Here is an 11,612-nt window from a genome sequence, read left to right as displayed (position 1 = left end):
CGGTCGGTTTGCCGCAGGCTTCGTGGGGTAGGGTGGCGGGCGCTCAGCCCTGCCGGGCTTTCTTGGCGCGGCGCAGCAGCATGTCGCGCTTCATCTTGCTGAGATGGTCGAAATACATCCGGCCGTTCAGGTGGTCGACCTGATGCTGCACCGAGGTCGCCCAGAGCCCGACGAAATCGCGCTCCTCGGTCTCGCCGTCCGCGTTCAGGAAGCGCACGGTGACCGCCCGGGGGCGCTCGATCCGTGCCCAGACGCCGGGCAGGTTGGGGCTTGCCTCGTCATGGGCGCGCAGCTTGACGCTGGCGTGCAGGATCTCGGGATTGGCCATGCGCACCGCCTGGCCGCGCTCTTCCGAGGCATCCACCACAGCGAGCCGCAGCATGACGCCGATCTGCGGCGCGCCGAGGCCGACGCCGGGCATCGCCTCCATCGTGTCGATCATGTCGTCCCAGATCGCGCGCACCTCGTCGGTGATCGCCTCGACCGGGGCGGCGGGCGTACGCAGGCGCTTGTCGGGCCAGGGGATGCAGGGCCGGGCGGTCATCGCTGGGCGTCGTATTCGTCGCGCAGGGCGCGGGCGTCGTCGGGCGACAGCCGGTCGAAATGCACCAGCCCGTCGAGGTGGTCGTACTCGTGCTGCGCGATGATCGCCTCGGCGCCCTCGAAGGTGCGCTCCTGCGCGGTGCCCGTCAGGTCGGTGTAGGCCATGGTCACTGTGGTCGCGCGCGTCACCTCGGCGGTAACGCCGGGGATCGACAGGCAGCCCTCGGGGCCGCGCGCGGTCTCGCTGGAGACCGACACGATGCGCGGGTTGATGCAGACCACGGGCGTCATGTCGCCCTCCTTCCAGCCGGCATCCATCACGAAGACCCGCTGCAGGACGCCGACCTGCGGCGCCGCGAGACCGCGCCCGGGCGCGTCATACATGGTCTCGAACATGTCGGTGACCAGCGTCTCGATCGCGGCCACGTCCTCGACCCGGTCGCAGGGGGTGGCGAGGCGCGGATCGGGCCAGCGCAGGATCTCGCGGACGCTCACGCCCGGGCCCGTTCGCGCTTGAGCTTCTGCATCTTGCGCGTGATCATCTGGCGCTTGAGCGGCTTGAGATAGTCGATGAACAGCTTGCCGTCGAGATGGTCGATCTCGTGCTGCACGCAGGTCGCCCAGAGCCCGTCGAAGGTCTCGGTCCGCAGCTTGCCGTCGCGGTCGAGCCATTCCACGTCGACCACCTTGGGGCGTTCGACCTCGGCATACTGGTCGGGGATCGACAGGCAGCCTTCCTCGTAGACGTTGCGCTCGTCCGAGCCCGCAAGGACCCGCGGGTTGAACATCACCAGCGGGCGCGCCTCTTCGCCCTGGTCGTTCTTGGCGCAGTCGAGCACGATCAGCCGGTCGAGCACGCCGACCTGCGGCGCTGCCAGCCCGATACCGGGCGCGTCGTACATGGTCTCGAGCATGTCGTCGGCCAGCACGCGCAGCTCGTCCGACAGGTCGGGCACCGGCGCGCAGGCCTTTTTCAGCCGCGGATCGGGGTGGATGAGAATGGGGCGCTTCATGCGCTTCATCTAGGCAATCGCGCGTGAACGCGCAAGGCGGAGGCCTTGCACTCGGGCACGAAGAAGCTAGCGTCACGCGCAATGAGTGAGCAAGGAATTCCCGAAATGAACGATCTTTTCAACACGCCGATCGACCGGCGTGGCAGCGGGTCCGCGAAATGGGACCTGATGGACAAGCTTTTCGGTGTCGACCCGGTGGACGGGCTGGCGATGTGGACCGCGGATTCGGACTACCCGACCGCGCCATGCGTCATCGAGGCGGTGCAGGCCGAAGTGGACCGCGGCATCTTCGGCTACTTCTCGGACACCCCGCGCTACACCGGCGCGGTGAAATGGTGGATGGCGAACCGTCACGACTGGGAGATCGAGGAGGACTGGATCGTGCCCACGCACGGTCTTGGCAACGGCGTCGCCCTGTGCGTCGACGTGTGGACGCAGCCCGACGATCACGTGGTGATCTTCTCGCCGGTCTACCACGAGTTCGCAGCCAAGGTGCGCCGGGCGGGGCGCACCGTCACCGAGTGCCCGCTGAAGCGCGAGGGCGATGTCTACCAGCTGGACCTCGAGGACGCGCAGGCGCGGCTGACCGGCAAGGAAACCATGCTGATCTGGTGCTCGCCTCAGAACCCGACGGGCCGGGTCTGGAGCCCCGACGAACTGCGGGCGGTCGCGGATTTCGCCGAGCGCAACGGGATGATGCTGCTCTCCGACGAAGTGCACCATGACCTGATCTACCCCGGAAACCGCTTCGTGGCGATGGACGTGGCGGCGCCGGATGTGCGGCCACGGCTGGTGGTGCTGACGGCAGCATCCAAGACCTTCAACCTCGCGGGCCAGCGCGTGGGAGCCCTGATCATTCCCGACCCGGGGCTGCGCGCGGCGATGGAGGCGCGCATCAACGCGCTCGACAGCAAGCCCAACGCGCTTGGCTTCATCATGTCTGCCGCCGCCTACTCGCCCGAGGGCGCGGCGTGGGTCGACGCGCAGGTCGAGCACCTCATCGGCAACCGGGCAGTCTTCGACGAGGCGGTGAATGCCATCCCGGGAGTCCGCTCCCTGCCGTTGCAGGGCACCTATCTGGCCTGGGTCGATTTCTCGGGCACCGGCATGAGCTTCGACGAGTTCAACGCCCGGATCCGCGACGAGGCCAAGATTGCCGCGAGCCCCGGGCCGTCCTTCGGCACGGGCGGCGAGACCTGCATGCGGATCAACCTCGCCACCACTCGCGGGATCGTTTCCGAGGCCGGGGCACGGCTGCAGCGGGCCTTCGCCGATCTTCAGTGAGGGGGAGGGGCTCTGCCCCTCTTGCTCCGGCAGGGCCGGAGCAATTCACCCCGAGGGTATTTGAGGAACCGGAGAAGGGGCGGGCGCCGCGCGCGGCGTCGCTAGTTGCGCGGCGGGCGGCCCTTGTAGATCGGGATCTGCCAGCCGAAGGCGAGGGTGCCGCCGCGCAGCACGAAGGTGATGAGCGCGCAGATCAGGGCGGCGCCGGCCGGGGTCATGCCGGTGGCATGAGCGGCGAGCAGCGCGCCGGCACCACCGAGCGCGCAGGTGGCGTAGGGCTCGCCCTGTTTCAGCAGCAGCGGCACCTCGTTGGCCACCACGTCGCGCATGAGGCCGCCGAGGCTGCCGGTCATCACGCCCATGACGAGGATCACCGGCCAGCTCGCGCCGGCTTCGAGCGCGATGCCGGCGCCGGCGGCCACGGCCACCGAGAGGGCGGCCGCGTCGAGCCAGAGGATCGCCCGGTAGCGGCTTTCCAGCAGATGCGCGGTGAAGAACACCAGCAGCGCCGCGGCGCAGGCGACGCCGAGGTAGGTGGGGTCGCCGATCCAGAGCACGGTGCGGTCGAGCAGCAGGTCGCGCATGGTGCCGCCGCCGAGCGCGGTGAGGCAGGCGAGGAAGGCGAAGCCCACCACGTCGAGCTGGGCCCGGCTGGCGACCAGCGCGCCGGTCAGCGCGAAGATCAGCACCGAGGCGTAGTCGAGCAGGGCAAGCGGGCCGAGGCCCGCCTCGGCGGCGATCACTTGCCGTTGCCGGGCTTGAAGGGGGCCATGCCGGCGCGGGCGAGCTCGTCGGCGCGTTCGTTCTCGGGGTGGCCGGCGTGGCCCTTGACCCATTCCCAGGTCACGTCGTGGGTGTGCTGCGCGGCATCGAGACGTTGCCAGAGCTCGGCGTTCTTCACCGGCTTCTTCGCGGCGGTCTTCCATCCGTTGCGCTTCCAGCCGTGGATCCAGCCCGTGACGCCGTTCTTCACGTAGGCGCTGTCGGTGATGATGGTGATCCGCGACGGCCGGGTGAGCGATTCCAGCGCGTTGATCGCGGCCAGCAGCTCCATCCGGTTGTTGGTGGTCTGCGGCTCGCCGCCCTTGAGCTCGCGCTCTTTCTTGACGGCGTCGCCGTCCATGGCGCGCATGAGAACGCCCCAGCCGCCGGGGCCGGGATTTCCGGAGCAGGCTCCGTCGGTATAGGCAAAGAGATCAGGCATGGGCGCTGACGCTTATCCATTGCGAGGTGGTGCCGTCAAGCCCGCGGCTCTCGCCCCGGGTCACCTGCGCGACCTCGAGCCGGGCCGCGCCGAGCAGGGCGCGCAGCTCGTCCTCGGTGTAGTAGGTGTAGAAGCGGCCGAGACGGTCGCGGCTTTCGCCCGTTCCCTCCTTGAGGGTTAGCCCCAGCAGGCCGCCGGGTTTCAGCGCGCGGGCGATGGCGGCGAGGTGGAGAGGCATGGCGGCGCGCGGCGCGTGCAGCAGGCTGAAGCTGGCCCAGATGCCGTCGTAGGCGGCGCGGGCCTCGAGGTCGTCGAAGCTGGCCTGACGGGCGGAGACGCCGGGACGGGCGGCGGCGAGCGCCACCATCTCGGGCGAGGCGTCGCAGGCGTCGACGATCATGCCGGCCGCCGCCATGTGGCCCGCGTCGCGGCCGGGGCCGCAGCCGAGATCGAGCACCCGCGCGCCCTTGGTCAGCGCCGCGAGGAAGGCGCGCAGGGTGGCATGAGGCGCGTCCGGGGCCAGCGCATCGTAGTCGCGGGCGCGGGCGGCGTAGACCTTCAGCGTCTCGGGATCGGTCACAGCAGGGTTCCGGCAAGCAGGCAGGCGACCACGGCGAGGGTCATCGGCAGGCGCAGCCGCATCCACCAGTCGGGTGCGAGGCGCCAGCGCCAGAACTGCCAGTCGAGCGCCAGCAGGCCGAGGTAGCCGAACACGAGGTTCATGCCGGCCGAGACCGGCCCGCCGCCGGCCATGAAGAAGGCCCAGAGCGCCGGGATCACCGAGAGCGCGTAGCAGACCGGCGCCTGCCGCTCGGGGGCGCGGGTGGCGAAGCCCCAGAGCACGCCGGACATGAAGGCGAGGATCACGGTGCCGTAGGCAAGTTGCACGTAGGGGCCGACGAAGCGGCCGCCGAGGGTCTCGTAGGCGAAGGCGTAGACCGGGTCGGAGACCAGCGTGAGCAGCCCCCAGAGAAACGGCAGCAGACCGGCGAGCGCCAGCAGCAGCGGAGCGCGGGGAATGCCGCCGGTCATGAGCCGGCCTCTGCCAGCTGCTTGGGTGCCGCGATGTGTTCGGCCATCAGCCGTCCTCCTCCTGCCGCGAGGCCAGCGCGGGCCCGGTGCGGAAATAACTCACGTCGTTGGTGAATATCGACTCGGGAACGAGCCGGATCAAGCGTCCGTCCGGGTCATCGATGCGGGCGATCTCGTCGATGAACCAGCGGTTCCAGGTCTCGTCGGGGCCGAGGTAGCGCCGCAGCAGTCGGCGGAAGAGCACGGGGTCCATCGACGTGATCCCGGCGCGACCGCGCAGGCCGAGGTGACGCAGAAGGCCGCGGCGGTTGTCGTAGTCGACGATCTCGACCGCGACGCGCGGGTCCGCCGTGATCCGGGCGACCGAGCTGCCCTCGCGGTTGCCGAGCATCGACAGGGTCGTGCCGTCCCAGTCGAACCAGACCGGGGCGCTGCGCGGGGCGCCATCGGCGGCCACGGTGGCGAGAGTCGCCATCAGCGGCAGGCGGAGCACCTCTTCGGGGTCGAAGGGGCGGGGCATGGGGCGCAGGATGACAGCATTCGCGCCGCGTGGCGAGACCGCGCGGCGCGATGCGGAGTGCTCAGGCGGGTTCGCGCAGCACGCGGGGCACCTTGAACTCGACGTTCTCCTCGGCGGTCTCGACCATCTGCACCTGCACGTCGTAGCGGGCGCGGAAAGCGTCAATGACCTCGTCGATCAGCACCTCGGGGGCCGAAGCCCCGGCGGTGACGCCGACCGAGCCGATGCCCTCGAGCGCGCGCCAGTCGATGTTCTCGGCCCGCTGGACAAGCTGCGCGTAGCCGCAGCCGGCCTTGCGGGCGACCTCGACCAGCCGCTTGGAGTTCGACGAGTTGGGCGCGCCCACCACCAGCAGCGCGTCGCAGTCCGGGGCGATGGCCTTCACGGCCTCCTGCCGGTTGGTGGTGGCGTAGCAGATGTCTTCCTTGTGCGGACCGATGATCGCCGGGAAACGCGCCTTCAGCGCCGCGACGATGTCGACGGTGTCGTCGACCGACAGCGTGGTCTGGGTCACGAAGGCAAGGCGCTCGGGGTCGCGCACCTCGACGTGGGCCACGTCGTCGACCGTCTCGACCAGCAGCACCTCGCCATCGGGAAGCTGGCCCATGGTGCCGATCGTCTCGGGGTGGCCGGCGTGGCCGATCATGACCATCTGCAGGCCGTTCTCGTGGTGGCGGGCCGCCTCGATGTGGACCTTGGAGACCAGCGGGCAGGTGGCATCGACATAGACCATCTCGCGCTGGGCGGCCTCGGCGGGCACGGCCTTGGGCACGCCGTGGGCCGAGAAGATCACCGGGCGGTCCGGCGGGCATTCCTCGAGCTCTTCGACGAAGATGGCGCCCTTGTCGCGCAGCCCGTCGACCACGAACTTGTTGTGCACGATTTCGTGGCGCACGTAGACCGGGGCGCCCCATTTCTCGAGCGCCATCTCGACGATCTTGATGGCCCGGTCGACGCCGGCGCAGAACCCGCGCGGCGCGGCAAGGTAGAGGGTGAGGGGGGCTTTGGTCATTCGCGTCTCCTGCATGGGGCCAGAGGTAAGGGTTCGGCGCCGCCGGGTCCAGAGGGCGAAGCTGATCGAAGCGTGACTTGATCGCGTCGCGGGATACAGGGAAAGTTGAAGCCGGAAACGGATAGGGGGCGTGATGAAGGCGTTGCTTTGGGCACTCGGTGCGATGGCTGCAATGGGGCAGGGGCCGGCGCTGGCGCAGATGGCGGCGGAGCCGGTCCCCGGACTTTTCCCCTACCGCGACGCCGAGCGGGTCGAGCGCGGCGCGGCGCTCTACGCCGAGAATTGCGCCAGTTGTCACGGCGCCGACCTCGCCGGCGCCCCCGACTGGAAGACACGCGATGCCGATGGCTACCTGCCGGCCCCGCCCCACGACGAGACCGGACACACCTGGCACCACGCCGACGCACAGCTGCTCGAGATCGTGATGCATGGCACCGAGGCGCTGGTGGGCGGTGACTACAAATCGAACATGTCAGGCTTCGCCGACGTGCTGAGCCGCGACGAGATCGTCGACATCATGGCCTACATCAAGAGCACCTGGCCGGCCGAGGTCGTGCGGATTCACAACGAGATCAACGCGCGCGCCGCGGCGTTCCCGGACTGACCGCTAGAGCGAGCCCCCCGAGGCCGCCACCGTGGCCCAGGCCAGTACGATGTAGCGTCCGGTCTTGGCGATGGTCACGAGCACGAGGAACACCAGCCAGTGGGTGCGCATGATGCCGGCGACCACGGTGAAGGCGTCTCCGAACGGCGCCCAGCTCAGCAGCAGGGTCCAGACGCCCCAGCGGGCATAGGCGCGCTGCGCACGGTCGAGTTGCGCCTCGCTCGCGGGAAACCAGCGATGATGACGGAACCGTTCGACCCAGAGGCCGAGGACATAATTGACCGCCGCACCGAGCGTGTTGCCAACGCTCGCCACCAGGACGAGCAGCCAGATCGGCGAGATGTCGCGAAGCTGGAGCCCGACGAAGACAAGCTCCGACTGGAACGGCAGGATCGTGGCGGCGCCAAAGGCCGCGAGGAAGAGGCCGCCTAGCGCGGCGGCCTCAGAAAGCATGACGCGGGAGCCTCATCCCCATGACGGCTCCGCGACGTCTCAGCGCCCGTTGCTCGCGACCTCGAAGTTGCGTTCCGCCTGCTGTTCGCGGGGCGGGCGGCCGATGACTTCGCGCAGCTCGTCGAGTTCGATGAAGTTGTCGGCCTGGCGGCGCAGCTCGTCGGCGATCATCGGCGGCTGGCTGCGGATGGTCGAGACCACCGAGACCCGCACGCCCTGCCGCTGCAGGCTTTCCACCAGCGGACGGAAGTCGCCGTCGCCCGAGAACAGCACGATGTGATCGACGCGCGGGGCAAGCTCCATGGCATCGACGGTAAGCTCGATGTCCATGTTGCCCTTGACCTTGCGACGACCCTGGCTGTCCGTGTACTCCTTGGCAGGCTTGGTCACCATGGTGAAGCCGTTGTAGTGGAGCCAGTCGACCAGCGGACGGATGGGGGAATATTCGTCGTTTTCGAGCAGCGCGGTGTAGTAGAATGCGCGCACCATCTTGCCTCGGCGCACGAATTCCTGGCGGAGGAGTTTATAGTCGATGTCGAACCCGAGCGCCTTCGCGGCGGCATACAGGTTCGACCCGTCTATGAACAGCGCCAGCCGTTCATCCTTGTAAAACATAAAATGTCCTTTCAGCAATTCGCCGCGCGCGAGAGTCCGTGAGTGCAAAAAATAGCGCGACGGGATACCAGAGATTAATGCTTAAGCCCGCGTGTTCAACCCGGGAAACATGAGGAGGATGGTAGCTCAACGGTGCTTTCCGAACAAGAAATCATGATCGCGCTCGGTGCGAACCTGCCCTTGCATGACAGTCCCCCGACCGCGACGCTGCAGGCCGCGCTCGATGCCCTCGCCGATCGTGGGCTGGAGGTGCTGCGGGTCAGCCGATTCTATGCAACGCCCTGTTTTCCTGCGGGCGCCGGGCCGGATTACGTGAACGGCTGCGCGGTGCTGGATGGTCCGGGTGACCCACGCGAGGTGCTGGCCGTGCTGCATGCGGTCGAGGCCGACTACGGTCGCGCGCGGGTGCAGCGGTGGGGCAGCCGGACGCTCGATCTCGACCTTCTGGCGGTGGGGGAGCAGGTGCTTCCCGACGTTGCGTCACAAGCCGCGTGGCGTGCGCTCGCGCCCGAGGAGCAGGTTCGGCGCACGCCCGACGAGCTGATTCTGCCGCACCCGCGTCTTCAGGACCGCGCTTTCGTGCTTGTTCCGCTCGCGGATGTGGCGCCCGACTGGCGCCACCCCCTGCTTGGCCGCACGGTGGCTGAACTCTGTGCCGCGCTACCGGCAGAAGCGCGCGCCGAGGTCAAGCCTTTATGAGCGAATCGCGCTTGTATTCCGGCTTGGTGCACGCTAGACATCACCTTTCTGACGGCTAACCGATAGGTGACACGCACATGGCCCGCGTTACGGTAGAAGATTGCGTCGACAAGGTCCCCAACCGCTTCGAGCTGGTGATGCTCGCAGCGCACCGCGCCCGCGAAATCTCGTCCGGGAGCACGCTGACCGTGGACCGCGACAACGACAAGAACCCGGTCGTCGCCCTTCGCGAAATCGCCGAGGAAACCCAGTCGGCCGATGAGCTGCGCGAGCGCCTGATCGAGTCCCACCAGACCCAGATCGAGGTGGACGAGCCCGAGGACGACAGCATGGCGCTTCTCATGGGTGCCGAGCAGGACAAGCCGGCAGAAGACGACATGTCGGAAGAAAAACTCCTGCGCGCCCTGATGGAAGCACAGGGAGAGAGCTGAGGCTCGCCATTTTGCGGGCCAGTAAGGATGGGCGCCCATGATCGCGGCGGAAGATCTTGTTGCGCTGGTCCGCAACTACAACCCGAAGACGAACGAGACGCTGATCCGCGCGGCCTATGATTTCGGCCGCGCGATGCACGAGGGGCAGACGCGCCAGTCTGGCGAGCCCTATTTCACGCACCCCGTTGCCGTCGCCGCGATCCTGACCGAGCAGCAGCTCGACGACGCGACGATCATCACCGCGCTCCTGCACGACACGATCGAGGACACCCGCGCCTCCTACACCGACATCGCCGAGCGGTTCGGCACCGATGTCGCGGAACTCGTGGACGGGGTGACCAAGCTCACCAACCTCCAGCTTTCCAGCTCCGAGACCAAGCAGGCCGAGAACTTCCGCAAGCTGTTCATGGCGATGTCCAAGGACCTGCGGGTGATCCTCGTGAAGCTGGCCGACCGCCTGCACAACATGCGCACCATCAAGGCGATGCGCGCCGAGAAGCAGGTGCAGAAGGCGCGCGAGACGATGGATATCTACGCGCCGCTCGCCGGCCGGATGGGCATGCAGTGGATGCGCGAGGAGCTCGAGGACCTTGCCTTCCGCGTGCTGAACCCCGAGGGGCGCGCCTCGATCATCCGGCGCTTCATCACGCTGCAAAAGGAAGCCGGCGACGTCATCCACCGCATCACCGGCGACATGCGGCACGAGCTGGAAGCGGCAGGCATCGACGCCGAGGTGTTCGGTCGGGCCAAGAAACCCTATTCGATCTGGCGCAAGATGCAGGAGAAAAGCATGGGGTTCTCCCGGCTCTCCGACATCTACGGCTTCCGCGTGATCACCCGGAACGAGATGGACTGCTACCGCGCGCTCGGCGTCATCCACCAGCGCTGGAAGTCGGTGCCGGGCCGGTTCAAGGATTACGTCAGCCAGCCCAAGTCGAACGGTTACCGGTCGATTCACACCACGGTGTCGGGCCGCGACGGCAAGCGGGTCGAGGTGCAGATCCGCACCCGCCAGATGCACGAGGTCGCCGAGACCGGCGTTGCCGCGCACTGGTCCTACCGCGACGGCGAACGCGCCGAGAACCCCTTTGCCGTCGATCCGGCCAAGTGGATCTCGTCGCTCACCGAGCAGTTCGACAGCGAGCAGGATCACGACGAGTTCCTCGAGGCGGTCAAGCTCGAGATGTATTCCGACAAGGTGTTCTGCTTCACGCCCAAGGGCGACGTGGTGAAGCTGCCGCGTGGGGCGACGCCGCTCGATTATGCCTACGCGATCCACACCCGCATCGGGTCGGCCTGCGTGGGGGCCAAGGTCGACGGGATCCGCGTGCCGCTCTGGACGCGGCTGAAGAACGGCCAGTCGGTCGAGATCATCACCGCCGAGGGGCAGACCCCGCAGGCGACCTGGCTCGACATCGCCACCACCGGCAAGGCCCGCACCGCAATCCGTCGCGCCCTGCGCGAGGCCGGTCGCGAGCGCTTCATCCGGCTGGGTGCGGAACTGGCGCGGTCGGCGTTCGAACACGTCGGCAAGAAGGCCACCGACAAGGTGCTCGAGAAGGCGGCGCAGACACTGCGGCTCGAGGGGCGCGATACGCTTCTCGCGCGACTGGGCAGCGCCGAGCTCACCTCGCGCGAGGTGGTGCATGCGGTCTACCCGGACCTCGGCGACAACGTCGAGGCCGAGGTCGACGCCCATCGCGCCGTGATCGGCCTCGAGCCCGGCACCGGTTTCACCCGTGCGCGCTGCTGCCAGCCGCTTCCCGGAGAGCGTATCGTCGGCATCACGCAGCGCGGCAAGGGCGTATTCGTCCACGCCATCGACTGCGAATCGCTCGCTGCCTACGAGGACCAGCCCGACCGCTGGGTCGACCTGCGCTGGGCCGAGGGAACCCATCCCGCTGCCTACGACGTGAGCCTCGAGTTGACCATCGGCAACGACGCGGGGGTGCTCGGGCGCGTTTGCACCTTGATCGGCGAGCGGCAGGCCAATATTTCGGACCTCGAGTTCTTGGATCGTAAACCCGATTTCTTCAGACTGCGCCTGAACGTCGAGTTCAGGGACGCGGAGCATCTGCACTCGGTGATCTCGGTGCTCGAAGCCGAAAGCGACGTTGCCTCGGTGCATCGTTGCCGCGACGCCTCGCACGGGTCGATACCGGCGGCGGCAGAGTGACAGACGCGGCTCTCCCGGCCGCAGCA

Annotated in this window: 16 protein-coding genes; 5 read left to right on the top strand and 11 right to left on the bottom strand. The window is 68.1% G+C overall.

Annotation, left to right across the window (positions count from 1 at the left end):
• Positions 1 to 43: 43 nt before the first annotated feature.
• From def (D6860_RS06220) to def (D6860_RS06210), 3 genes are read right to left on the bottom strand one after another with little or no spacing between them, the layout of a single operon-like run.
• Positions 44 to 544, bottom strand: coding sequence for a peptide deformylase (gene def / locus D6860_RS06220; protein WP_017468234.1), 501 nt, complete (start codon positions 542 to 544; stop codon positions 44 to 46).
• Positions 541 to 1,038: a peptide deformylase gene (gene def / locus D6860_RS06215; protein ID WP_076622603.1), complete on the bottom strand. Its 498-nt coding sequence runs from the start codon at positions 1,036 to 1,038 to the stop codon at positions 541 to 543. Before def (D6860_RS06215) ends, def (D6860_RS06220) begins: the two co-directional genes overlap by 4 nt.
• A complete protein-coding gene (gene def, locus D6860_RS06210; RefSeq protein ID WP_076622602.1) occupies positions 1,035 to 1,556 on the bottom strand; it encodes a peptide deformylase in 522 nt (173 codons plus the stop codon). Before def (D6860_RS06210) ends, def (D6860_RS06215) begins: the two co-directional genes overlap by 4 nt.
• A gap of 105 nt (positions 1,557 to 1,661) precedes the next feature.
• On the opposite strand from def (D6860_RS06210), the gene D6860_RS06205 reads away from it, so the two are divergent.
• Positions 1,662 to 2,840 carry a MalY/PatB family protein gene (locus tag D6860_RS06205; RefSeq protein WP_076622601.1) on the top strand — a complete coding sequence of 393 codons (1,179 nt, stop codon included), beginning with the start codon at positions 1,662 to 1,664 and terminating at the stop codon, positions 2,838 to 2,840.
• A gap of 101 nt (positions 2,841 to 2,941) precedes the next feature.
• Here D6860_RS06205 and D6860_RS06200 read toward each other — a convergent pair whose 3' ends face one another.
• The 6 genes from D6860_RS06200 to ispH all read right to left on the bottom strand — a co-directional run bounded on the left by D6860_RS06200 (position 2,942) and on the right by ispH (position 6,608).
• Positions 2,942 to 3,583, bottom strand: coding sequence for a trimeric intracellular cation channel family protein (locus tag D6860_RS06200; RefSeq protein WP_229743258.1), 642 nt, complete (start codon positions 3,581 to 3,583; stop codon positions 2,942 to 2,944).
• Positions 3,580 to 4,044, bottom strand: coding sequence for a ribonuclease HI (gene rnhA / locus D6860_RS06195; RefSeq protein WP_076622600.1), 465 nt, complete (start codon positions 4,042 to 4,044; stop codon positions 3,580 to 3,582). The genes D6860_RS06200 and rnhA overlap by 4 nt, the downstream gene beginning before the upstream one ends.
• Complete coding sequence (locus tag D6860_RS06190; RefSeq protein WP_076622599.1) at positions 4,037 to 4,624, bottom strand: class I SAM-dependent DNA methyltransferase; 588 nt, start codon at positions 4,622 to 4,624, stop codon at positions 4,037 to 4,039. The genes rnhA and D6860_RS06190 overlap by 8 nt, the downstream gene beginning before the upstream one ends.
• Positions 4,621 to 5,076 (bottom strand): DUF3429 domain-containing protein, encoded by a 456-nt coding sequence (locus D6860_RS06185; RefSeq protein ID WP_076622598.1) that lies wholly within the window; start codon positions 5,074 to 5,076, stop codon positions 4,621 to 4,623. Before D6860_RS06185 ends, D6860_RS06190 begins: the two co-directional genes overlap by 4 nt.
• Before the next feature lie 46 nt (positions 5,077 to 5,122).
• Positions 5,123 to 5,596 (bottom strand): pyridoxamine 5'-phosphate oxidase family protein, encoded by a 474-nt coding sequence (locus D6860_RS06180; protein ID WP_076622597.1) that lies wholly within the window; start codon positions 5,594 to 5,596, stop codon positions 5,123 to 5,125.
• A 61-nt stretch (positions 5,597 to 5,657) separates the two neighbouring features.
• Positions 5,658 to 6,608 (bottom strand): 4-hydroxy-3-methylbut-2-enyl diphosphate reductase, encoded by a 951-nt coding sequence (gene ispH / locus D6860_RS06175; RefSeq protein ID WP_076622596.1) that lies wholly within the window; start codon positions 6,606 to 6,608, stop codon positions 5,658 to 5,660.
• 133 nt (positions 6,609 to 6,741) lie between these two features.
• On the opposite strand from ispH, the gene D6860_RS06170 reads away from it, so the two are divergent.
• Entirely contained in the window at positions 6,742 to 7,212 is a 471-nt protein-coding gene (locus D6860_RS06170) for a c-type cytochrome (protein ID WP_076622595.1), read from the top strand.
• Between the two features lie 3 nt (positions 7,213 to 7,215).
• Here the strand turns inward: D6860_RS06170 and D6860_RS06165 are convergent, their stop codons facing one another.
• Positions 7,216 to 7,665, bottom strand: a complete 450-nt coding sequence (locus D6860_RS06165) for a YqaA family protein (protein WP_076622594.1) — start codon at positions 7,663 to 7,665, stop codon at positions 7,216 to 7,218.
• A gap of 39 nt (positions 7,666 to 7,704) precedes the next feature.
• The gene (locus D6860_RS06160) at positions 7,705 to 8,280 is read right to left on the bottom strand and encodes a LabA-like NYN domain-containing protein (RefSeq protein WP_076622593.1); all 576 of its coding nucleotides are present in this window, start codon (positions 8,278 to 8,280) and stop codon (positions 7,705 to 7,707) included.
• 153 nt (positions 8,281 to 8,433) lie between these two features.
• Between D6860_RS06160 and folK the strand changes: the two genes are divergently transcribed.
• From folK to D6860_RS06145, 3 genes are all read left to right on the top strand, one after another.
• Positions 8,434 to 8,979, top strand: coding sequence for a 2-amino-4-hydroxy-6-hydroxymethyldihydropteridine diphosphokinase (gene folK, locus D6860_RS06155; protein WP_076622592.1), 546 nt, complete (start codon positions 8,434 to 8,436; stop codon positions 8,977 to 8,979).
• Positions 8,980 to 9,056: 77 nt separating this feature from the next.
• Entirely contained in the window at positions 9,057 to 9,410 is a 354-nt protein-coding gene (rpoZ, locus tag D6860_RS06150; RefSeq protein ID WP_017468418.1) for a DNA-directed RNA polymerase subunit omega, read from the top strand.
• Between the two features lie 37 nt (positions 9,411 to 9,447).
• Positions 9,448 to 11,586, top strand: coding sequence for a RelA/SpoT family protein (locus D6860_RS06145; RefSeq protein WP_076622591.1), 2,139 nt, complete (start codon positions 9,448 to 9,450; stop codon positions 11,584 to 11,586).
• Positions 11,587 to 11,612: the final 26 nt, after the last annotated feature.

The organism is Salipiger sp. D13 (assembly GCF_003703915.1).
Classification (GTDB): domain Bacteria; phylum Pseudomonadota; class Alphaproteobacteria; order Rhodobacterales; family Rhodobacteraceae; genus Salipiger; species Salipiger profundus.
The sequence above is the reverse complement of the archived record's forward strand: the minus strand, read 5'-3'. Positions and strand labels throughout refer to the sequence as shown.

Coding starts and splice junctions, on each gene's coding strand:
- def (WP_017468234.1), bottom strand. CDS start 544: ATGACCGCCCGGCCCTGCATCCCCTGGCCCGACAAGCGCCTGCGTACG.
- rpoZ (WP_017468418.1), top strand. CDS start 9,057: ATGGCCCGCGTTACGGTAGAAGATTGCGTCGACAAGGTCCCCAACCGC.
- D6860_RS06165 (WP_076622594.1), bottom strand. CDS start 7,665: ATGCTTTCTGAGGCCGCCGCGCTAGGCGGCCTCTTCCTCGCGGCCTTT.
- rnhA (WP_076622600.1), bottom strand. CDS start 4,044: ATGCCTGATCTCTTTGCCTATACCGACGGAGCCTGCTCCGGAAATCCC.
- D6860_RS06170 (WP_076622595.1), top strand. CDS start 6,742: ATGAAGGCGTTGCTTTGGGCACTCGGTGCGATGGCTGCAATGGGGCAG.
- D6860_RS06180 (WP_076622597.1), bottom strand. CDS start 5,596: ATGCCCCGCCCCTTCGACCCCGAAGAGGTGCTCCGCCTGCCGCTGATG.
- def (WP_076622602.1), bottom strand. CDS start 1,556: ATGAAGCGCCCCATTCTCATCCACCCCGATCCGCGGCTGAAAAAGGCC.
- D6860_RS06185 (WP_076622598.1), bottom strand. CDS start 5,076: ATGACCGGCGGCATTCCCCGCGCTCCGCTGCTGCTGGCGCTCGCCGGT.
- D6860_RS06205 (WP_076622601.1), top strand. CDS start 1,662: ATGAACGATCTTTTCAACACGCCGATCGACCGGCGTGGCAGCGGGTCC.
- folK (WP_076622592.1), top strand. CDS start 8,434: ATGATCGCGCTCGGTGCGAACCTGCCCTTGCATGACAGTCCCCCGACC.
- ispH (WP_076622596.1), bottom strand. CDS start 6,608: ATGACCAAAGCCCCCCTCACCCTCTACCTTGCCGCGCCGCGCGGGTTC.
- D6860_RS06160 (WP_076622593.1), bottom strand. CDS start 8,280: ATGTTTTACAAGGATGAACGGCTGGCGCTGTTCATAGACGGGTCGAAC.
- D6860_RS06145 (WP_076622591.1), top strand. CDS start 9,448: ATGATCGCGGCGGAAGATCTTGTTGCGCTGGTCCGCAACTACAACCCG.